At 48.5% G+C, this 22055-nt stretch carries 20 protein-coding genes; 7 read left to right on the forward strand and 13 right to left on the reverse strand.

Annotated features, from left to right (window positions below; translation table 11 throughout):
- Positions 1 to 125: 125 nt before the first annotated feature.
- The 4 genes from N836_RS57090 to N836_RS57105 form a co-directional block, all read right to left on the reverse strand.
- A complete protein-coding gene (locus N836_RS57090; protein ID WP_023073829.1) occupies positions 126 to 269 on the reverse strand; it encodes a chlorophyll a/b-binding protein in 144 nt (47 codons plus the stop codon).
- Between the two features lie 165 nt (positions 270 to 434).
- Positions 435 to 1553 carry a replication restart dna helicase gene (locus N836_RS57095; protein WP_023073830.1) on the reverse strand — a complete coding sequence of 373 codons (1119 nt, stop codon included), beginning with the start codon at positions 1551 to 1553 and terminating at the stop codon, positions 435 to 437.
- Between the two features lie 11 nt (positions 1554 to 1564).
- Positions 1565 to 2698, reverse strand: coding sequence for an SPFH domain-containing protein (locus tag N836_RS57100; RefSeq protein WP_023073831.1), 1134 nt, complete (start codon positions 2696 to 2698; stop codon positions 1565 to 1567).
- 212 nt (positions 2699 to 2910) lie between these two features.
- Positions 2911 to 3468 (reverse strand): phycobiliprotein lyase, encoded by a 558-nt coding sequence (locus N836_RS57105; protein WP_023073832.1) that lies wholly within the window; start codon positions 3466 to 3468, stop codon positions 2911 to 2913.
- 196 nt (positions 3469 to 3664) lie between these two features.
- Between N836_RS57105 and N836_RS57110 the strand changes: the two genes are divergently transcribed.
- Positions 3665 to 4255 (forward strand): chromophore lyase CpcT/CpeT, encoded by a 591-nt coding sequence (locus N836_RS57110; RefSeq protein WP_031293185.1) that lies wholly within the window; start codon positions 3665 to 3667, stop codon positions 4253 to 4255.
- 32 nt (positions 4256 to 4287) lie between these two features.
- On the opposite strand, the gene N836_RS57115 is transcribed toward N836_RS57110, so the two are convergent.
- Together N836_RS57115 and N836_RS57120 are read right to left on the reverse strand one after the other, a co-directional pair.
- A complete protein-coding gene (locus N836_RS57115) occupies positions 4288 to 4542 on the reverse strand; it encodes a hypothetical protein (RefSeq protein ID WP_023073834.1) in 255 nt (84 codons plus the stop codon).
- 167 nt (positions 4543 to 4709) lie between these two features.
- On the reverse strand, positions 4710 to 5162 hold the full coding sequence (locus tag N836_RS57120) for a DUF3531 family protein (RefSeq protein ID WP_023073835.1): 453 nt from the start codon (positions 5160 to 5162) through the stop codon (positions 4710 to 4712).
- A 135-nt stretch (positions 5163 to 5297) separates the two neighbouring features.
- Between N836_RS57120 and N836_RS57125 the strand changes: the two genes are divergently transcribed.
- Together N836_RS57125 and rsmG are read left to right on the forward strand one after the other, a co-directional pair.
- Positions 5298 to 5966, forward strand: a complete 669-nt coding sequence (locus N836_RS57125; protein WP_023073836.1) for an ABC transporter ATP-binding protein — start codon at positions 5298 to 5300, stop codon at positions 5964 to 5966.
- A 57-nt stretch (positions 5967 to 6023) separates the two neighbouring features.
- Entirely contained in the window at positions 6024 to 6779 is a 756-nt protein-coding gene (gene rsmG / locus N836_RS57130) for a 16S rRNA (guanine(527)-N(7))-methyltransferase RsmG (protein ID WP_023073837.1), read from the forward strand.
- A 77-nt stretch (positions 6780 to 6856) separates the two neighbouring features.
- On the opposite strand, the gene tatC is transcribed toward rsmG, so the two are convergent.
- The 3 genes from tatC to N836_RS57145 all read right to left on the reverse strand — a co-directional run bounded on the left by tatC (position 6857) and on the right by N836_RS57145 (position 11246).
- On the reverse strand, positions 6857 to 7618 hold the full coding sequence (tatC, locus tag N836_RS57135) for a twin-arginine translocase subunit TatC (protein WP_023073838.1): 762 nt from the start codon (positions 7616 to 7618) through the stop codon (positions 6857 to 6859).
- A gap of 98 nt (positions 7619 to 7716) precedes the next feature.
- A complete protein-coding gene (locus N836_RS57140; RefSeq protein ID WP_023073839.1) occupies positions 7717 to 8931 on the reverse strand; it encodes a helix-turn-helix domain-containing protein in 1215 nt (404 codons plus the stop codon).
- A 143-nt stretch (positions 8932 to 9074) separates the two neighbouring features.
- Positions 9075 to 11246, reverse strand: coding sequence for a lytic transglycosylase domain-containing protein (locus N836_RS57145; protein WP_023073840.1), 2172 nt, complete (start codon positions 11244 to 11246; stop codon positions 9075 to 9077).
- Between the two features lie 265 nt (positions 11247 to 11511).
- Between N836_RS57145 and N836_RS57150 the strand changes: the two genes are divergently transcribed.
- The 3 genes from N836_RS57150 to N836_RS77605 all read left to right on the forward strand — a co-directional run bounded on the left by N836_RS57150 (position 11512) and on the right by N836_RS77605 (position 14442).
- Positions 11512 to 12993 (forward strand): leucyl aminopeptidase, encoded by a 1482-nt coding sequence (locus N836_RS57150; RefSeq protein ID WP_327058713.1) that lies wholly within the window; start codon positions 11512 to 11514, stop codon positions 12991 to 12993.
- 416 nt (positions 12994 to 13409) lie between these two features.
- The gene (locus N836_RS57155; RefSeq protein ID WP_023073843.1) at positions 13410 to 13943 is read left to right on the forward strand and encodes a DUF3179 domain-containing (seleno)protein; all 534 of its coding nucleotides are present in this window, start codon (positions 13410 to 13412) and stop codon (positions 13941 to 13943) included.
- A 406-nt stretch (positions 13944 to 14349) separates the two neighbouring features.
- Positions 14350 to 14442, forward strand: a complete 93-nt coding sequence (locus N836_RS77605) for a Uma2 family endonuclease (RefSeq protein ID WP_235071121.1) — start codon at positions 14350 to 14352, stop codon at positions 14440 to 14442.
- A 148-nt stretch (positions 14443 to 14590) separates the two neighbouring features.
- On the opposite strand, the gene glpK is transcribed toward N836_RS77605, so the two are convergent.
- From glpK to gghA, 4 genes are all read right to left on the reverse strand, one after another.
- Entirely contained in the window at positions 14591 to 16081 is a 1491-nt protein-coding gene (gene glpK, locus N836_RS57165) for a glycerol kinase GlpK (protein WP_023073845.1), read from the reverse strand.
- Positions 16082 to 16160: 79 nt separating this feature from the next.
- Positions 16161 to 16550, reverse strand: coding sequence for a VOC family protein (locus tag N836_RS57170; RefSeq protein WP_023073846.1), 390 nt, complete (start codon positions 16548 to 16550; stop codon positions 16161 to 16163).
- 369 nt (positions 16551 to 16919) lie between these two features.
- Positions 16920 to 17204, reverse strand: coding sequence for a DUF6679 family protein (locus tag N836_RS57175; protein WP_023073847.1), 285 nt, complete (start codon positions 17202 to 17204; stop codon positions 16920 to 16922).
- 248 nt (positions 17205 to 17452) lie between these two features.
- Positions 17453 to 19966 carry a glucosylglycerol hydrolase gene (gghA, locus tag N836_RS57180; RefSeq protein ID WP_023073848.1) on the reverse strand — a complete coding sequence of 838 codons (2514 nt, stop codon included), beginning with the start codon at positions 19964 to 19966 and terminating at the stop codon, positions 17453 to 17455.
- A gap of 455 nt (positions 19967 to 20421) precedes the next feature.
- Here gghA and ggpS point away from each other — a divergent pair, with 455 nt between their 5' ends.
- The gene (gene ggpS, locus N836_RS57185) at positions 20422 to 21933 is read left to right on the forward strand and encodes a glucosylglycerol-phosphate synthase (RefSeq protein ID WP_023073849.1); all 1512 of its coding nucleotides are present in this window, start codon (positions 20422 to 20424) and stop codon (positions 21931 to 21933) included.
- Positions 21934 to 22055: the final 122 nt, after the last annotated feature.

Consider the following 22055-nt stretch of genomic DNA (forward strand, 5'->3'; position numbering starts at 1 on the left):
TCCGGCCTCCTCACCTGCCCGCAAAAAAAAGGACAAGCTGTAAGCTTGCCCTGGAGTTCTCTGACTGTACGTAAAAAGATTGATACTGGAGAGAGAGCTCTAGATGACCTGTCTAATCACAGGTCTTACATCAAGCCCAACTGAGACAGGATGCCCTGACCAGTCAGTAGCTCAGTAGCTAGACCGATTACGAAACCTAGCATGGCCAAGCGACCATTCCAGTTTTCAGCAATCTCAGTAAAACCAAACTTTGCGTTGTCTTCAGCCATGATCGGTTATTCCTTCAAACGAAACGTAACGACGAGTAACATCGTGTAACTAAATGTTAATCACTATTTTTTAAATCGGCAATGGCGGTTGGAAAAAACTTGGATAAGCCTTCGATAAAAGGGTTTAGATGTTTGCTACGGACCTTGTTCCAGTTGGATGGGCGGTTATCCGTTCGTTACTAAAATAACCATTATGAGAATGATAGTTGCGATCGCAACTGCCAACCCCACTTTCCAGGCAGCTACCGGTCGTTCACCCATGATCACCCCGGTTTGAGCATTGATCATTACCTGATAGGTTTTGCCACCATAGCGATAGCTAGCCATCCACACAGGTAGCAAAATATGTTTAAAAGTCTCTTGTGAATAGGTCGTCGATACTGAACGAATGCGCTGTTGATCACCGCCAATATCGGTACGTATATCGCCACGGATAATGTTGGCCATCATCCCCTTTGCCTGTTCATATCCTTCTTTGACCATGATTTCGTAGCGTTGAGCCTGAAATCCTGCTAAGTACTCAGCGCTGTAGGGTTTCAGTTGAGATACTGGCAAACTAGGCCATAGCCGCTGCAGCTTTTTCGAATCAATCGCTCGCGTAGCCGGAACGAGGACATCATCAAAGAACCTTGACACACGTCCTGAGGCATGAAGCCAGCGAGTTTTTCGAACTCGCTCCGTACCTTCTTTAGTCTGCTTGGTGACATAGTAGTAGGTTCCTCGCTGCCCCTGGTAGTGACTTTGGGTTTGGGCATCGTAGGTCCAAAAAGGCAAATAAACGCCAGTCAACGCCTGGTTTTGTGCCAGCTGCTTCAATTGTCCTGGTAGAAATATAGCCTTAAGGTCTTTCCAGTCCCAACGAAAAGCTAGCCACTCACGTAAATTGGTTACGGCTACCTTACGACCCACCTTAAACGGAACTAATGCCGACGGGGCCAGGGTTGGGTCGGCAGGATGACTCTTCTGCGCAACGATGCTGGTGGTACAAAATGGGCATTTACCTGCAACATCTGGTGGTTCAAAGGTGATTGTGGCTTGACAACCGGGGCAGGTGACCTCCTGGGCTGTGGTTGCTAATTGAGCAAGGTGGGTCCGGTTGGTTTCAATGAATGTCGCTAGGTCATGCTCTTGTAACGTGGCCCTGAGTTTAGTAGCCGTTACGTTGGGCATAGCCTCGGTACGGCCACAATAGGAGCATTTCAGCTGCCCTAGGTCAGGATCAAACGCCATATCGGCTTTGCACCCAGGGCACTGATATTGGTTAATGGATGTGGTGTTCACCATGGGACAGTCAGCTAATTTCCCGGTGGTGGTGGCGGTACGCTGCTGAGCAGTGACTGTAGCTCAGGGACTGTATGGGCTGGTTGCCAGCCGGCCATACCCTGCTTCCACACATTGGATTGAGCGGTTAAGCCATTAGTGAGTAGCTGTTCTTGAGAGTAAGGGCCAAAATTTTGACCACCACGGGTGATATACCAGCTGGAGATTGGCATTGGCGGCGGGGGCGCTGCTGGGCCAGGGGAGACCGGAGGCGTAGGCTTCGACGTGAGCTCAGCCGAATGGGCGGCCGCCGCGCGTGGATTCATCGCGTTGGCGATTTGCTGACCCATAGCAATGCCGACACCGAGGTCGAGGCCAGGACTCGCGCCAGCAGGGTTTTTGGCCGATTGTTCGATAGCGTTGGCAGCCTGGTATTGTGTGTACTGCTGCATATTGCCCAGAATGCCAATGGAGGCACGTTTATCAAGGGCGGCTTCGACTTCAGGGGGTAGGGAGATATTCTCGATTAGCAGCTGACGCAGCTCCAGCCCAAATTGCTGCATGTTGGGCTGCATGGCGTCACGTACCTGTTCACCCATGACCTGATAGTTGGCCGCCAGGTCAAATAAGGGAGTTTGATCTTGGCCAACCCAGCTGGCAAAGGCGGAGACGATCATATTGCGCAGATGATCGCTGATCTCATCAGTTTGAAAGAGCCCGTCGGTACTAATTAGCTGCTCTAGCAAGATACGGGCGTCACTTACGCGCATGGTGTAGGTACCGTAGGCTCGCAACCGGACTGGACCTAGTTCAGGGTCCCGAATGGTGATGGGATTGGCAGTACCCCACTTGAGGTTGGTAAAAACCTTGGTATTGAAAAAGTAAACCTCGGCTTTGAATGGAGAGTTAAAGCCGTACTTCCAGCCCATCAGTGTAGTGAGGACTGGCATATTTTGGGTTTCTAAACGGTGCCGACCTGGCTCATAGACATCAGCAACCTGTCCCTCACCGACTAAAATGGCAACCTGTCCAGGGCGCACTGTTAGCTGTGCCCCCATTTTGATCTCATTCTGGAACCGCTCAAAGCGATAGGCAATGGTATCTTGCGATGGATCGAGCCATTCAATAATGTCAATGAATTCGGCCCGAACTTTCTCAAATAATCCCACTGTGCGCTCTCCGTAGCGAAGATGTATCTGTTCTAAGAGTTACCCTAGCTTTCCCATGAGCTTGGGAAATTTTGTTGAACTGTTATAGAAATCAATACACGTTAATTAGTTCCGGTTCCGTAAGGCATCGGAGCTTTGAGAGGGGCGTAAGCTAATGGTCAGATGGGTTAGCAGGTTACTGTCATGCCGCTTCTTGATATTGAGGCTTAATCTTATGCAACCTTTTGCTCAACGCCAAAGCCGACGAGACCTAATTTTTCTAACGGTTGGCCTGCAGGTGGACGCAAGTAATTAAGAATACGACGGATACGTGTGCTCGGATTGATCAGGGTGATTGAGTCTACGGAGACCACGCGGGTGTAGTTTGTGGTCATTAACAGTTCGCTGGTGTGGGTATCAAAGCGAAAGTGGGAGATGATAGGACGAGCTTCTTCGTAGGCGCGATCGCGAAGATAATCGCCCTCTAAAATATTGCCTGTTTCTATATTGGTGACAAACAACAGATTCAAGGTTTGAGAGACTTTTTCACCCTTTTCCGATACGGTATCAAAGGCAAGACGAAAGCCCGGTAGTGTTGCTAGGTCTTCAACCTCGCCGTAGGCATTATCAGCCAGCACCCTAGCCTTAATTTCATCAGTGATTGGGGATACTTGAAAGTCAGTATGGGAACGTTCTACTTCGTTTTGGGTGAGATAGTGGTAAGTACGCTCTGTAGACCAGCTGCCAATGCAGTGGTCAAAGAATTGATGGAAGACTGAGCTTAGCGCCATAGGGTTGCTCTCAAGGGGGTTCTATCTTTTCATAATAAATGGCGAAGCTACATCACCTGATGAGTTTAGGTGGCTCTTCTATCGCTCTTTAGCTAAAAAAGCTGTTTGGAGAAAAATCCTTCAATACACAATCAAAATCAATCTGATGTTGTTTGACGCCCAAAATCTCCATAATTAAACCGATAGCTCTTTTGATATGTCCCACGCAACTGATGTTTCGACCTTGCTGAAGTGGATGGCTGCTGATTTTAGCAATCAGGCCCAGGCAATTGAGAATCCTCCCTTTTTTGCGCATATCCGGGTATGTATGCGACCTTTGCCCTCAGATTTTTTGCCAGGGAGTTGTTTGTATTTAGAGCAAGCTTATGACTTTATGCTGGGGCAGCCTTATCGGGTGCGGGTGCTGCACTTTTTACCGCAGGATGATCACATTTTGCTTGAAAACTATACGTTTGAGGAGCAGGATGCTGTCATTGGTGCAGCCCGTGATGTTGAAAAGCTGGCTACTATTTCAGCCGACCAGATCGAGAAAATGCCTGGCTGTGATATGACCGTACGCTGGACTGGTCATAGCTTCATCGGCAAAGTTGTGCCAGGCAAAAATTGCATGGTGGTGCGCAAGGGCAAAACCAGCTATCTAGACAATGAATTTGAAATTACGGACGATAAGCTAATCAGCTACGACCGTGGTCGCGATCCAGAAACTGATGAACTACTTTGGGGTTCGGTAGCCGGACCGTTTGAGTTTGAGAAACGGCAACGATTTGACCATGAAGTGAGGGTCTGAGACAGAGCGACTGTTCTGGGCATGAAAGCGCTTTAATGCACTATGGTGGGCTGCTTTGCCAGGATAAATTCTAAAAATGCATAAGTGGTCGCTGTATCGAAGCGATAGGTTTTTCCTTCATAATCCACCAGGTATTCACCTTCAACTTCGCCACAGGCTGTACAGGTAAATGCCTTAGAAGCTAAGGCATCAATACTGAGGTCACGAATACGTTTGGCCAGCCATTGCTCTAACTGACCAAATACAGGGGATTCTAGGCTAGCTTGACGCTGTGTTTCATGAGCCATAACAGATGTCCTCTCTGAGGGGGCACTGCTATTATGCATGGTCAAGTCTGGCTAGATCTGAAAAATGATTAGGAACTCACTGAGTGTTTCTTGAACATTCTCAGACGGGGGCGCAGAGGACTGTCTGGCTGATGACATTGTGGGCAACTCTGCTACTAAATGTGGTTTTAGTGCATGGCATCGACGAAGTCAGCTTGCTGGTCGCGGGGTATAGGCCAGTCTTCGTTTTCGCCACCGATGTAAACACGTTTAATGACGATGTAGTCTTTGCTAAATTGCTTGAGGGTGTTGACTAAGATATCTAGCGAGATCGCATCGGTGGTACCCAAATCAAACCAGCAGCGAGCCCAGGTCCCTTCAAACTGAACCTCTGACATATTGTGCATCACCGACATCAGACTGCTTTCAGCTTCATCGTTGTCGTAGTCCATGTAGCTAATCTCATGACCACCGTCTTGGACTTGTAGATTCTCGGCATTAAACCCACCCAGCTTGCCCAGGAAAAACCAAGAGTCAAAAATTTCTTCGATGTACTGCTGTTCCATGGTGGAAGGCACATTCTCTAGCTCTAGCCAAATCCACAGATTGAAGAAGTCGCACTCGCGAAAGCGAATTTCCATAGTGTCGGTTGCATGATTCCAGTTATCTAGAATAGCAAGCGCTTTGCTTTCCCGTAGATAACTGCCTTAGACGAGATTGATGAATAGAGACAGATGCACAGCCCTGAGCATACAAAACATTGGCTATAGTGTGAGATGGCCCTTCTTGTTGCCCCAATGCTCACCCTTGATAATGTTTCCTACCATCCAGCGGCTAGTGCAGCGCCCATTCTCCAGCATATTTCGTTTACCTTAGAGCCTAAAAAAATGGGGCTGATTGTCGGGCCAAGCGGCTCAGGTAAGAGCACTTTATTGGAAATTTTGGCGGGATTAGTGGCTCCGTCTCAAGGCACGTTGCACTGGCGCGATCAGGAGCTGCAACCAGAAACGCTTCAACAATTAGCAGGGCTTGTCTTTCAGTTTCCAGAACGCCATTTTTGTGGTCACACGATCTTAGAAGAATTGCGCATTGGCCATCCCGAGCTGGGTTCTGAACAGGTAGCGAAGACTCTGGATTCCGTTGGCCTTGGGCAAATTGGATTGCAGACTGCACCGCATGCCTTGAGCGGTGGCCAACAGCGCCGCTTAGCTTTAGCTGTGCAGCTGATTCGACAGCCGTATTTGCTATTGCTAGATGAGCCAACGGCTGGGTTGGACTGGTCGATGAAGCAGCAGCTGATTAGTTTGTTAGCGGATTTAAAGAAAAATTGGAGTCTGCTGGTGGTTTCCCATGATGCGAGTGATTTGGCCCACTTGGCAGATTATTGTTGGACATTGCGGAATGGGGAGCTAGTGATGCAGTCGTTAGAGGTGGCTCCAGTTTGATTGCGTTGGCATTCGGGAGTAAAAGTATGGATCTAACGGGGGCAAACGAAATAAGTGATGACAGATATGTTGGCTAAACAGCTGCCAATTAACGGTCATATATGGCAGGAGACACTGCACTGGCTGCCGTCTGACGAGCAGCAAGGATTGTTTGAGCAGCTGTATCAGGGAATTGTGGCGGGTAATCGTCAGGTAAACCTAACGCGGATTACAGAACCAGATGGATTTTGGGAGAAGCATCTGTGGGATTCACTCAGTGGTCTTGCGCCCTGGTGTGAACCACAAAAGCCGGAGTGGTTGCCGACGGTCAAAACAGTGATTGATATTGGCACGGGTGGGGGCTTTCCAGGAGTGCCGGTTGCGATCGCACGATCCCAATGGCATGTTACCCTGCTTGATTCCACCCGCAAAAAAATCGCGTTTTTACAAACCCTCTGTGAGCAGTTAGGTTTGACTAACACCACATTTCTGGCTGAACGAGCAGAAGTGCTAGGGCGCGATCCAAAGCACCGGGCTCAGTATGACCTGGCAATGGTGAGGGCAGTTGGTCCAGCGTCTACCTGCGCGGAATATGCCTTACCGTTGCTCAAAAAAAGTGGCTTCGCCGTCCTGTTTCGGGGCCAGTGGACCGATGAAGAAGAGGACCTCTTTGTGGGTGCTTTAGATACCCTAGGGGGTGAGCTAGTGGCTATTTGCCCTTGGGAAACACCGCTGACGCAGGGTGTAAGGCATTGCCTATATGTAAAAAAGGTAGCAAAAACAGATAATGATTTTCCTCGAACTGTGGGTATGCCTGCTAAGCATCCACTTTAGGGCATCATCAATCGCGTTTAATATTGGCCTCAGTAACCAAATGGGTAATTATTGTTAGCTTTGTTACTAACTGATGGTTACTTGCCGATGGCTTTGACCATAAAGATGCCGCCAAAGTACAAGAATAGGACGGCTCCTGCTAAAAGACTTTGAGTAATGGGATCCGTGGATGGTGTGAGCACAGCCCCAAGGACAACAGCTCCTAACATCACATAGCGCCAACCCTTAAGCATAGTTGCCGAGTTGGTGATGCCCAGCAATCCTAAAAGTATCTGAATAACAGGAATTTGAAACGCAAGGCCCGTACTAAATAACAGCAGTAGTACAAACTCGAAGTAGCGGTCGATAGACCAAAGCTGTTCGACCACGCCTTCCCCGTAGTTGATAAAAAAGTTCAACGCTGCTGGAATCAGGGCAATGTAGGCGAAAAAGATACCTGTTATAAATAAAACGCTGGAACCCAGCACAATGGGGCCAATCAACCGTCGTTCGCGTCGGGTCAGTCCGGGTAAGACAAACAGGGTGATTTGATAAAGGATAAACGGGCTAGCAACTAAAATGCCGCTATAGCCAGCTACCTTGATTGATACAAAGAAATATTCGCCAGGGGAAAGCTGTAGAAACTTGGCTCCTTGGGCAGGAATTTCTAGGAGTGCAACAATGCGATTAACGACACAAAAACAGCCGATAACCCCCACTAAAACACCAATTAACGAATAGAAAATACGCATTCGCAGCTCTTCGAGGTGATCGAAGAGGGACATCTCTATCTCGTCAGGTAATTCGTCGAGATAGTCAAGCTGCTCAGTAGACTCTACCGTCTCTAGATTGGACGTCATGGGCTGCAGTGCCAGTATTGTATCGATATGTTTTCTATTGTATCGCTGTGATTGTAGTGTGGTTTCCCTAATCCACGTGGTTAGAGTGGAAACACTGACTATTCCTCAGCATTGTTGGCGGCACTGAAGGTTAAAAATTCAGCGCCGCCAGGGTTGCCCGCAGGTATGGGTTCACTGCCGTTAGATGAGATCAGGGCTGCCCCTGCATTACCGACGTTCATGGTGATTGATTCTTGGCCTTCCCAGGTTTCTGTGGTTCCAGGGTCCAGCAGGCCTTCAAAGGCAAGCTCGCCATCAATTACAATCCGCATCCAAGAAGGGCCTGCTTCAGTAATTTCTACCTGCAGATTGACTGGGGCACCGCTAACAGCTGGTTCAGGCTCTGTCACGGGGGCCGGTGCTTCAACTGGAGGTGGGGCAACTTCAGTTTGAGGAGCTGCCGCTTCTGTCGGCTCGGGCTGCTGGTTAGTGCCACCGCCCATTATTCTAGGACCGATTAGCGCGATCGCACCTACAAGTAAGGCTGCACCAATACTCCAGGGCAGCCATTTAATACCTGAGCTTTCACCGCTCGATAAGTCAGACACTGCAGGAGTAAGAGGCGGCATGACGCCTACCGATGTATCAGTATCCGGCAGTGACGACGTTGCTTCTGGTGCCAAAGGAGCGCTTTGATGATTATCAGAGCTTTTGGGATTATCAGAGCTTTTGGTCCCAACGCCATTACTCAGAGTATCCAGACCTAAGGTTGAGCGCTGGCTGTCAACCACAGGTGATGGCTCTAGGGCTAAATTTCCAGAGCCATCAGCATCAGCTGGTACCTGCACCCTCTGCTCAGGTGCAGGCTGTTCAGAGGGTGTCTTTTCAGGCGCACCGACGCTTTCGAGCACAGGAGCATGCTCGGGCTCGGGGTCCTGCTTTATCGGCATAGACTCGACAGCTGGCTTAGATTGGCTTGGTGTGACCTGAATCGGTGGCTTTTGAGCTGCTGTCGGGTAAGACATCTCCACCGGAGTCGCTGGTCGAGGGACGGGACGGGGCGTATTGGGAATGGAGTGAACTGGAAACTGCTTCGCAAAATTAGTTCCGTCTAACCCTAAAGCATCCGCATAGCGACGAATAAAGCCTTGTACAAAGATAGGTTGAGGTAAATCGGACGTATCACCGGTTTCCACGGCTTTAAGCAATTGAGCACGGATATAGGTTTGTAGAGAAATATCCTCCAAGGACTTTCCCTGCTCCTGACGTTTTTCTTGAAGGTAAGCGCCAAGTTGACTTAGTTGCTGCTTCTGAACGGTGCTATAGCTAGTCACGTTACTCTGCTGGTTGTGATGAACGGTGGTTGACTGTCTGTTGACTGTCTAGGTGTATCCCTCGTTTATCTGACCTATTGTATGGTTAACCGTTCGAATAGCATAGAGCTTGCAATACGAATCAGTCCTTAGGATGAGGCAGCCTACTGAGCGGTAAGCTGAGCCATTTGCTGACTAATGGCAGGATTATAGAGTCTTAGATAGTTCCAGTAGCCGCCAAATACAGCTTCCACATAGCCTTGAGTCTCAGCGAAGGGAATATTTTTGACAAACACATCTGGATCGTCATATCCCCGAGTAATCCAATCAGCAACAGCGCCAGGACCCGCATTATAACTGGCAACAGCGAACATAGAGTTATCGTTATATTCACGGTGAGTGTAGTCCAGATACCAGGTACCCAGCTTAATGCTTTCATTGGGATTTTCTAGGGTGGCTTCCAGGTCATCTGTGCTCTCACCAATTTGGGTTAAAACCCAGTCGGCTGTACTGGGGATCACCTGCATTAGTCCAATGGCTCCGGCAACAGAGCGAATCTTAGGCTCAAATCTGGATTCTTGACGCATGAGGGCAGTCACCAGTAGCGGATTGAGCTGACGCTGTTGGGACCACGTTTGGATGAGGTCAGAAAAGGGAAACGGATAAACCGTTTTCCAGTAGTTGGAACTGACACGGATCTGTTGGTATTCCTCTTGTTCGGCGGCCTCATCGCGCCAGGCTAAGCTAGTGAGCATGAAGATACCGTCAAGATTATCACCTACACCTACCCGCATAACGCCGTCGGTAAATTGTTCTGCCACGGTGGGATCTTTAACGTTTTCAAATTCGGTTTGCCAAAGGCTCCAGGCATTGGCGTTTTGACCTAGACGATAGAGCAGCTGCAGTGTTTCTGAGCCAGCTGGCAATGGATCTCTCTGTTGAGGCAGGCTGACTTCAGGCGATAGATAACGCACGCTGGTAAAGTCCCCCACATCCCAACCTAGCAGTACAGCTGAGCGCCAGGCAAAATAAGACTCGGGATATTGTGTCAGGGTGCGTTCATAGGCCTGACTGGCATCGCTGTCTTGTCCCAATTTTTGCGCCCATTTCCCAGACCAAAAGCTGGCTTCAGCGGCCAGTTCACTCTGGGGGGTAGCGGTAACTAGCTCCTCTGCTAGCTGGCGAGCTGTGGCCAGGTCATTGGCTTTGGCAGCTTTGTGAGCACGACTGAGACGGAGTTCGGCGGCGGCTTCTGAATCGCTATGTTGGCTAAGGACCGATGTGCGAGCATCTTTGGCGGAGGTGGGGCTATTTAGCTGGTCTAGAATATTGGCTTTTTTGAGTAATGCTTCCCCAGCTCGATCAGGAAAGCTTTTCATGGCCTGATCGAGCGGAGCCAGTGCTGCTTTATCCGGTAAAGAGTCTGCTAGCCGAATCAGGCCAAGACCGGTTTCAGGTGCGTTGGGATAAGTTTTGGCAAGTTTTTGATAGTTTGCGATCGCAACCACCCGCTGATTGGCGATTTGTGCCCCCCGAGCAGTTCGATACAGACTCGTAGGGGAAGTCGGAGCTTTTGCATAGGCTGCCGACGCTTTGCCGTAGCGCAGATTTTCCCAGTAGCCAAACCCTACAGTTTCCCACTGCTCAGGTGTAAGTTCCTGACCATATTCCTCGGTCAACCGATCGAGACTGGCCTCATATTCCTCTCGATAGAGACCATGGGCCGCTACCAGCAGTAGCTTCTCTTTCGAAGTACCCGTTTTTAGCTTTTGTAATGCTACCTCCACTGCTCGCGGATGGCTTGGGTTCTTTGCCAGCAAAGCTTCCCACTGCTCAGGCTCCTGCTTCCCAAGTTCGTAGCGTGCCTCAGCAGTCGCACTATGGGTGTCATGATTAGCCAGCAACTCATTCCAGCTAGTTGGTGACTCCCCTGCCATCAGCTGTGCCTGACCCCGGTTTAACAACACGTAAGGGACAAGGACATGGCTTTGATCGTCGGTCTTTTGCTCCTCCAGAACAGCTAATGCCTCAGCAGCTTCTCCCTGATTCAATAAGTCCGTTGCTAGCAAATATCTAGCTAGATATGCCTCACCCTCCGCTGCTGAAGCCGCTAGCTGTTGCAGCATATCTCGACGCACCTGCGGCGGCTGTAGCGCTAGTTGAAAGGTTTGATTAGGGGCCTGTTGCTGCTGAATGTCGGCTGTTTGTTCAGCCGGTAATAACTGCCTAGCAGCCTGCCCAAAAAATGCAATTAGGGCTAGACTTGCTAGACTAACACCCCCCAATAGCAACAGTGGTAAGCGCTCTTTTCCTAGATCTATGAGACGTTTTCCCATGGTGAATCAACTAAATGAGTGGTGTAAAAAGCGGGATAGATAATGGTCACATCCGGAATTGTAGTTTTTGATCAACGCAGCGCCAGGTTTCAACTTGGATGTGGTTTAGAACGTGCGATGATACGCTACCGTGCTGTCAAAATGGATAAATACTAGCTACGAATGTTCTATCTAGAAATTATCGGCATAATAAAGAGCCGTATATGATATTCAGTCAAGAAACACGCCGAAATCATTAGATACTAAGACGGGAATTAGCACTGAGATGGGAATGAAGTTTGTAGCATCGGATAAGTCTTGTTTAACTTGGTCAGGTGATTGTCTTGTTGTTGGGCTATCTGAAGAGTCGTTGCCACTGACTGGGCTATTGTCCGATCTAAATGAAAGAGTGTCTGGACTGCTTCAAGAACTCATCGACGAAACAGACTTTAAGGCAAAAGCTGGTAGCTCTGCTGTGATCCGAGTCGGTGGTGAGATCCGTAAGTTGGCCATTGTCGGCTTAGGTGCTGCCGAAGAATTGAAGCTGGAAGGTTTACGTCGTGCCGCCGCTACTGCTGCCAAACTAGCCAAACGCGAAAAATGTGCATCCCTGGGTATTAGTTTCCCTATTTGGAACAATAGTCCGGAGCGAACCACCCAAACTATTGCTGAGGGCATTACCCTGGCAATGCATGAGGACAAACGTTTTAAGTCCGATACTGACGCTCCAAAAGTAGTGCTGAGTGATGTGGCACTGCTAGATCTCTCCGGCTATGAAGCCTCGCTGGAGACGGCAGCCAACGTCTGTGATGGTGTGATTTTGGCCCGTGAGCTGGTGGCAGCTCCCCCTAATGTTGTCACTCCGGCCACCCTGGCTGAGACCGCTGCGGAGATTGCTAATGCCCATGGTCTCAGCCTGAAAGTATTAGAACAGGCGGAGTGCGAAGAGCTAGGTATGGGGGCCTATCTCGGTGTTGCTATGGCGTCCGAAATGCCACCCAAGTTTATCCACCTTACCTATACTCCTGACGTTACACCCAAGCGTAAGCTAGCCCTGATTGGTAAGGGGCTTACCTTTGATTCCGGTGGTCTAAATATTAAGGCCGGTGCCGGCAGCATGATCGAGCTGATGAAGATGGATATGGGTGGGGCTGCAGCTGTGCTAGGTGCAGCCAAGGCCATTGCCCAAATCAAGCCGGATGTCGAGGTGCATTTTATTAGCGCTGCTACTGAAAACATGATCAGCGGCCATGCAATGCATCCAGGAGATATTTTGACCGCGTCCAATGGTAAAACCATCGAAGTAAATAATACCGATGCTGAGGGTCGTCTGACCCTAGCCGATGCATTGGTCTATGCAGACAAGCTGGGTGTTGATGCCATAGTAGACCTGGCTACTTTGACCGGTGCTTGCATTGTAGCTCTCGGTAATGATCTGGCTGGTCTATTTAGCCCGAATGATGAGCTGGCGCAGGCCTTGGCCCAGGCGGCAGAGTCGGCGGGTGAAAAGCTGTGGCGCATGCCCATGGAGGAAAAATATTTTGATGGGCTCAAGTCGATCGTGGCGGATATGAAAAATACTGGCCCCCGCCCTGGTGGTTCGATTACTGCAGCTTTATTCCTAAAGCAGTTTGTCAAAGAGACGGCCTGGGCTCATTTAGATATTGCTGGCCCTGTGTGGAGTGAAAAAGATAATGCGTACAACAACCCTGGTGCAACGGGGTATGGTGTACGCACTTTGGTGCAATGGATTTTAGAGAGTGTTTAGAACGCAGTTAGTTGCCACGCTCTTATTCCACAGTTAATGAACTTGGACCTCAACTCGTTTGTTGGGGGTAATGGTTTTCGTCAGTGGATACTGTTGGGTTGGTTGACTAAAATGAGCTGCCTTGTTTGGAGGCTCTTCTTGCTTTTCGCTCACCATTTCTTGGCGGCAGCTAGGACAATACCAAAATATTCTGCTTTGGTTGATGTGGCGCAATAGTGTGTCCTGGCAAAGGCTGCAAAGAGCGCCATGGTGTAATGGTGAATTGTTAAGCAAGTTCTTCATATGAGGTCGTCGTATCGTTCCGATACGTCATTGACTTTTCTTACGATGCCCAGCCTTTGAAAAAATTGCTGTAACTTTGCATAGATTTGTACAAAATTTAAAGAATGGATGTTCCATGACATTTGGGTTGAGGTGTGCATGATGTCCTCACCCAAGTCTTTCACGATCAAAGCCGTGAGCTGGGCGATCTGCGCAAACAAGATATTAACCCTGACGAGTTTACCCGCATTGAACTAGAACAGTTGCTGAACGGTGGTCCACCGAAAGATGGCATTCCCAGTATTGATGTACCTGAGTTTGACATGGCAGAAACCACACCGTTTGTACCGGATGATATTGTCGTAGGCATGGTGGTTAACGATGAAGCCAAAGCCTATCCCTACAACATTTTGAACTGGCACGAGATCGTTAACGATGAGATTGGTGGTGTCAATGTAGCGGTGAGCTACTGTCCGCTGTGCGATACCATCGTTGCCTTTGACCGAGGTGAAACCACCTTTGGCGTTTCAGGTAAACTGTATCAGAGCTGTTTGGTGATGTACGATCGGGCCGATGATACGCTGTATGCTCAGCCTTGGGGTGCAGGAAGTGTGGGTCCTAATGTGAAGGCGAGACACCCCATAATCAGTTTTCGGGTGATAGTCTGCAGTTTGTGCATGATGAGCTAAAGCAGCTCGGTAGTCAGGAAGCTTAGCTTTCTGGACGGACGATACGGGCTCGGTGGGATGAAACTCTGGATACGATAGTGGTTGAAGAGCTGGATGGAACCGTAATTCCCAGTTCGACTGCCTTTGCGTTTGTTTACCCTGCTTTTTATGGGGAATTGTTTCAATAGCTATACTAGGCCTAGCTTTACGTGCTCAGCGCTATGTTGACTCTGCCCATCACCCTTGATCTCAAAACCGTCAAACTGCCCGACGAGCAGTTTTATCAGCTTTGTATTACCAATCTAGCAATCCAAATAGAATGAACCCCTTAAGGAGATTTAATCCTAATTTCCCCAGTTGGTGGTGATAGCGGTAATCAAGAGATTGAGCTGGGGCAGACTTAGTTATTTGGAATCGGCAAACCAAGCTGGGTAAAGTTTTTAGCTCATCAACTATTTTCCGACTGCCCAATGGTGGTGACCGTTCTCCCGATGCTGCCTGGGTTGAGCTTTCCCGTTGAGAAGCCCTTACCCCAGAGCAACGTCGTAAATTTCCACCGATAAAGCAACCTATTCACTGCCTATCACCCTATCTGTTGGTGGCTTGCCAGGATTTACAGTACACATCAATCGATTTGACGCCTAATCGCTATTGTCAGGAGTAGATCCTTACGCGATCCATCCTTTGGCCCGCTCAACTGCTTGCTGCCAGGTTGCAAAATTTTCTTGTGCGGCTGCTTTGTTAGGTCCGGGTTCAAAGGTCTTGTCGATTTTGCGGCTGTTTACTAGCGTTGTGTAGTCATCCCAGAAGCCAACGGCCAACCCGGCAGCAAATGCAGAACCCTGGGCTGTCGCGTCCAGTACAGCTGGTCGCTCCACTGGAATACCCAACACATCTGCCTGATATTGCATTAAAAAGTCGTTATGGCAGGCACCGCCGTCTACCTTCAGTGTCATGATCGGTGTACCACTGTCGTCATTAATGGCTGTTACCACTTCACGGGCCTGGTTTGCGATCGCTTCTAACACTGACCGCACCATGTGAGCCTTAGTTGCGCCTCGGGTAATGCCTAAAAATGCACCGCGAGCGCCCATATCCCAGTGAGGGGCACCCAATCCGCTCAGGGCCGGCACAAAGTAAACACCACCGTTATCTTTGACAGATTTTGCTAGGGGGTCGCTGTCTGCGGCACTGTCGATGATCTGCAACCCATCTCGCAACCACTGGATACAGGCTCCAGCGGTAAACATACTGCCTTCTAAGGCATAGCCCAGTTCGTAATTGCTATCTTTTTTGGTTGTGGTCCAGCTAATGGTGGAGAGCAGCTGGTTTTTTGAGCGTACAATTTCTTTGCCGGTGTGGGCGACTAGGAAAGCTCCGGTGCCGTAGGTGCATTTGAGTAAGCCGGGGCGATCGCACCCATGGGCAAATAGTGCGGCCTGCTGGTCACCTAAAAGTGCGGCGATGGGAATTTCCACACCTAGCAAACTGGGGTCGGTGTACCCAAAAATTCCCTGGCTGGGTTTAATCTCTGCTAGTAGCGATCGCGGCACCCCAAAAATATCTAGCAGCTTGTCATCCCATTGCTGCGTTGCTAAATTCATCAGCAATGTGCGGCTAGCATTACTATGGTCCGTTGCATGCACCTTGCCATCCGTCAGATTCCACAGCGCCCAGGTATCGATGGTGCCTGCCAGGACATTATCCAGATTCTCTGGTTGAACTTTATCCAGCAACCATCGCAGCTTAGTGCCTGAGAAATAGGCATCCAAAAACAGACCGCTGCGTTCATAAATCTCTGCTTTATGGTCCACCAATGTGGTACACATATCCGCCGTGCGGCGGTCCTGCCAAACAATGGCTTTATGTAAAGGCTTGCCCGTTGTCTTATCCCACAGCAAACAAGTTTCCCTCTGTACCGTCAGACCGATGGCTGCAATCTCACTGGCGTCAACATTCGCTTCGCCAATAGCTGTCTTGATCGCCCATTGCACCTGCTGCCAAATTTCTATAGCATCATGCTCCACCCAGCCCGGTTGCGGATAATACTGGGTCAGCTCTTTATAAGCTTGACCGACAATATCTCCAGCCTGGTTGAACACAATAGCGCGGTTACCAGTGGTGCCCAAATCCAGGGCCATGACGTACTGTTTTGCCATTGACGATTCCTCTTGGAAATAATTAGTAGTTAATGATTAATAGATAGATCCGGCGATTGGGCTCTGCTCACCTGTTCGATTACATCAGGTTCTCAAATAGCCCAATCAAATTACCCTCAGGGTCCCGGCAGTAGGCAATTTTGAGATTAAAGTCGCTGTTTTGTGTGGGTGGTTCATCAAAATGAACGCCGGCTTCCCGCAGCTGAGCATAGGTGCTATCTAAATCCGTGATAGTAAAGATTAGAAGGGTTTTATCTTGGCTATCGACGGAGGCAGGTTTATCGCTGGTGTGAATAATAGAGGCCATTTCCTCTTGATGGAATAGGGAAATGGTTTGACCTGCTGCTTCAAACTCAGCATAACTTGGGGTCTCTACAATTACCTTGAGACCAAGCAAATCCCGATAAAACCTACAACAGTGAGTAATATCTGATACCAGTAAGCGTGTAGACGCGGCTTTGACATCCATGGAAAAACCGATCTAATTAAATAACTCCACCTATTGTGTCGCGGGTTTTCTTTTGTGGAAAAAAACGTGGGAAGTCTTAGAGGAAATTAATAAAAGTTGGGGTTTGGAGCAGCAAAATTGTAGAGCTGCCTAACTCCTCAATATATATGGGTCAGAGTGCAAAAGAGTTTGACATAGTGATGTGGATGAGGCGCTGGCATCGGCTGCTTTAAAGCAAAAAGGAGGAGGCAATGCTGCCACCCTCCTTGCTGAAATTTTTGAGTTTTGATTCCGTTTCGCAATGCCAACACTTTCTCAGGGTCTGGTGTAGGGCATGCCAAATAAACTAGCTAATTGCAGTCAGCTACTGTCAAAGATGATTTTGTTCGACTAATCTTCTTGATCCAACAGTCTTGATAGTTGTCCACGAATAGCATCAAGTTTCTTATCAACTTTAGGGACAGTCAGTAATCTGACTTCAACTTCAGCAATGTTGTCAATGCGGGTCGTTTTTTCCCACAGTTTGCGCTCAACCTCAGACTCAGACTCGTAACGGAACGTAATAGTGGTGTCGGTCACCTCTAAGATTTCCACATTCTTAAACCAGCCGTTGCTGCTTTTGACATAGAGCCATACACTGCTTTGACCGACAAGTTCCTTGAGCTTTTTTTCCATATGGCAATTCCCCAGACACTGAATAGGTCTACAAGAGATAATTCTGTTTTCTTAAGATTGATTTTATATATCGTAGCACTTTGAAAAGTTATATGTAGACAAAAAAATAAATGTTCTACGATCTCTAAAATCCTTCTGGGATAAATAATCGACAGCGTCTCATTAATTGTTATTAAAGAAAAATTGATAGCCTTAATCACAATCGGTATTTGTCATTCTGGAGGCCGATGCTGTGGCTCTAAGGACGGTTATTTTTTCTGTTCAAAGAGAACACCCTGGCTATCTTTTAGAATGAAATGATGTGGATTCTTAAGGTCGGTGTCACGGTTAAGATCGGGAGTGGCGATCGCAACCTGCCAATTTCCCATATCGATGCCTAACCAATCCTGTAGCTTAATGGTTAGCGGTTCACCCCCCATGTGAGCGACCACCACAATCGGAGACGCCTTGGGTTCATGGGGATTGCGCCTTAGGCCATAAAAAACCGTACGCTGATCATCGCTAACTCGGTTAAATCGATCATGACCCGTCAAATTATCTTGAAGCCAAGGATGGTGGCGGCGATACTGTCTGAGAGCTAGATGGAATTTAGCAACACCTGTATCAATCTGATCATAGGAGCGGGAAACGTTACATAGATCATGGCCATCTTCCATAAAGGCCTTGGCAAATCTTTTTAGCTTAGGCACGTCTAGGTTTGCCAAAAAGCCAGCTAAAGAAGATTCATTCAGCTCTGCCAGATTGGGAAGTTCGCAGTTATCAGTATTGGGCCCCAAACACTGACTGCAAATGGTTGCCACCTCTTGTAGGTTGTAGTCCGTCGCGATCATGGCATCCTGAAGCGTTTGCGAAAAATCTTTCAGCTGCTGAAAGTCCCGAAATCCCATCTGTTTTAGTTGGGGGAAAACTTCAGGTAAGTCATACATATCGGGCTCAATTTGCCAGTCCAGGAAGCTAATTTCCTCCGAGACTACTTTGACACCGTACTGTTCATCCGTATTCCTAAAAAATCCCCAGGGAGCCCCCACATTGGCATTGATAAAATCCATAGGTAGGCCAGGGCTAAAGCCACAGACCCACAGCTGGGTAGCCGGATTGTTGTAAGCCTTGTGTAGTACCTCTGGTAGGGTCTTACCCAGATTCCAGTTAATTGTCTGCTCTTTGTTTACCTGGGTGCCACGGCGTACCGTATCGTGGTTGCCGCACCCTGTAATCCAGCGATTACCTTGGAAAATAACTTCCCCTACACGTCGCCATTTACGATCCCAAAATCCTTGTAATGACGGGGTGTTATGGGCAAAAATCAAAGGTCCCCATTGAAATGACTCAGGTTTTTGTTCAATCAGCTCTCGATAGCGAGATATTTCTTCCCAGCCTTCCTGGGGCCAGGGGCGGCCATCCTCAAAAATGGTAAACATTAACCGTCGATAGCCATTGATGTTCTGCACCACATCACTCATGGCCAGCAGATAGGCATCGTCTTGCTCGACTCGATCCGTTAATGGATTAAAAAAACGAAAGTCCTGACCGCCATCCACTCGCACACCGTCAGCCCCTGTATTAATTTTGCGTCGTTGCATCTCTAGCAAAATTGCCCGTACCTGCGGTAGCTGGTGGTTGAGGTCTTGACCATACATGTTGGGTCCCTTAAAGAACTGATGGGTCATGATCTCTAGGGCCTGATTATCAGCATGGCCATAGACCAGGTCATAAATCAGTTGAATTGGGCCTTCAGAAAAGTTGTGGAGCGTCGCGATAAAGTCGATCACCTCATCGGGGCGCAGGCTACCGAGTACTGAAGGATTGGTGGCACCTGAACCGAGAATAGGCACGTCGTAGCCCCAATTTTGGGTGTCAGGCTTGCGTAAAGTAGCCTGAGCTAATTTAGGCGATAGGTCAGGTGTCAGATTTTCGGCTAACGATGGTTGCGGTAACTCGTGCTTGTCGGGCAGCAGTGCGAAAAATTCGTAGTCCCCATGGGAGTCTTCGCGGCGATACTCAATGGTTGGTACGACGGGCAATAGTTGAATAGCATCATAGCCCGCATAAACTGCTTCCTCAGCCGTTAGCTCCTCACCTGCAGCCAGCTTGTCGGAGATGCGCTGGTAAATTTCTGTCAGACCCTCAAAGGTTCCTTTAGGGGAGGCAGTCTTCACATGGATTTGCAAAATATTGGTGGGTGCACCAATGCGAGGAGTATCTGCGTCGGTGTAGCTGCTGCCTGTGCGGCGAAAATAGCTACGGTCGGCTCGCTGACGCTGTAGCAGACGCATATCGTATAGCTCTGCCGGGGCAAATATGCCGTAGGGCAATGAGTGAGCTAGCGGATCACGGATAATATGCACCCGGCCATCCTGGTCGGTGTAGCGTAACCAGTAAAAACATCCGGCGCGATCGCGACGCCCCGGTCGCATACCTTCAATCACTCCCCAGACAAATTCTCCCTGTTTAACCAAAGGAATTTGGACTCGATTAAACGTAACGGTTTGCTCTATTGCCCGAAAGTTAATATCCTCTTTCGGCGTGTAAACCTCTAGTACAATTCGATCTTCTGATTGGATAATGTCCCCCGTTAAATCGGGGGTCCAAAACCCTATTTCAGTCAGCCGATCAGCTCGATAGTGTGCTCCTAACCGTCGAGCAATTTTCTGAGCCTTTTCAAAAAAAGTTGCTTCTGAACGTTGGATGTTTTCAGCCCATATGAGCAGGCTTTGGGTTTCATCTTCAACCAGTTGAATTTGTTTAGGGGCAGTTGCAATCACCGTATGTCTCGTTATTGAAGGGAGTACATGGATTTAGTTAAAAGCGCCACATTAGCTCAGAATGTTGAACGCGCCTATAGTTCCCGTCGTTCAAAATAGTACGAAAGTGCATCCATGATTTACGTCTCTAGACAGAGTGTAAGATCGACATTGAGTGAAAACATATCTGTAACTCATGTTGTTAAATTCGTTCCTGAAAATGTTTTCCTCTACTCACATTTAGAGCTGCGAGGAAATGTTTGTCTAATTGCGCAATAAGGCTCAATACGATAACGTAACTCAATGTAAACCCTGATGTATTGGCAGAAATCGTCAGCGGATTCTAACTACTATTTCATGCATTTTTTGAAGCTCAGCAGAGGCAGCTTGTGGAAAGAGTTGTCTCTCCTGAGTTTTATTTTGTTTGAAACTTACATTGATTAACCGCTGTTAAGAAAACTGCAGGAGAAATCAACATGAAATCTTCTTTGGTGATCCTATACCACCGTGAACCCTATGATGAGGTAAAGGAAAATGGCAAGATTTACTACCGTGAGAAGAAGAGCCCCAATGGTATTGTCCCTACATTAAAAAGCTTTTTTGCCAATGCCGATCAGAGTACTTGGGTAGCTTGGAAACAGATTACTGATGCTGAGCGTACCAATTTCATTGATCGGGTGACCATGGAGGGAGGCAGCGATAGCTGTGTGGTGCGCCGAATTCCCCTTGATGCAGATCAAGTCCGAAATTTTTATCACATCACATCCAAAGAAGCGTTCTGGCCAATTTTGCACTCTTTCCCAGAGCACTTCACCTATGACAGCTCTGACTGGGAAAACTTTCAAAATATTAATCGCTTGTTTGCTGAAGCGGCCTGTGAAGATGCTGCCGATGATGCGCTGATCTGGATTCACGACTACAACCTCTGGCTGACACCCTATTACATTCGCCAGAAGATGCCCCATGTGAAGATTGCTTTCTTCCATCACACACCTTTCCCTGCAGCGGATGTCTTTAATATTCTCCACTGGCGAGATGCCATTATTGACAGCCTACTATGCTGTGATTTGTGTGGTTTCCATATCCCTCGCTATGTCCAGAACTTTGTGTCGGCTGCCCGTAGCTGTCGTGATGTAGACATCGTGGAGCGTATCCCCGTGCCAGAAGCGTTTACCAAGACAGGGACTGCCCTAGCCGAGCCTGAAATGGTGACTAAACTACGCTACAACGGTCGCATTGTTACCATTGATGCATTCCCTGTGGGAACCAGTCCCCAAAAAATTCACGATGTGGTGATGCGCCCATCGATTCAAGAGCGGGTGAAGGTACTGCGTGCTGAGATTGGTGATAACAAGCTGATCATGTCCGCTGGTCGGGTTGATTATGTCAAAGGTGCTAAGGAAATGCTGGCCTGCTACGAACGGTTGTTAGCCAGACGCCCTGAGTTGATTGGCAAAGTCAACTTAATGATGACGGCGGTGAAGGCGGCCAAAGGGATGCGGGTTTATCGCATTGCTCAAGAGCAAATTGAACAAATGGTGGGTCAGATCAATGGTCGCTTTGGTTCCCTTAACTGGACGCCTGTGCAGCTCTTTACTGAGCCTTTGCCCTATGACGATTTGATGGCATTGTACAAAGCCGCAGATATTGCATGGATCTGCCCGTTAAGAGATGGTTTAAACCTGGTCGCTAAGGAATATGTAGCTGTTCATAACGGCGAAGACGGTGTCCTCATTTTGTCTGAGTTTACGGGGTCCGCTGTGGAGCTGCCTGATGCGCTACTCACCAACCCCTATTCCTCCACACGTATGGATGAGCGTATTGATGAAGCGCTGGCCATGTCTGCTGAGGAACAAGCCGAGCGCATGAAGAAGCTACACAAGGCTATCTGTCGTTATGACGTTCAGCAGTGGGCCAATCATCTATTTAGAGAAGCCAAAGCGACGGTAGCGATTGAGCCAGAGACGAAGGAGGTCGCTAGAGTTTAAGGAAATTTGAAATTGTAGGGGCGTTCCATAGAACGCCCCTACAATTTCAACCTCTTTCTAACAAACTGTGCCATCTTGAAGCATGGGGAACTCTAGTTCGTAATCTAATACATATTTTTCTA

Origin of the sequence: Leptolyngbya sp. Heron Island J, from assembly GCF_000482245.1 — a bacterium.
Taxonomy (GTDB): domain Bacteria; phylum Cyanobacteriota; class Cyanobacteriia; order Phormidesmidales; family Phormidesmidaceae; genus Leptothoe.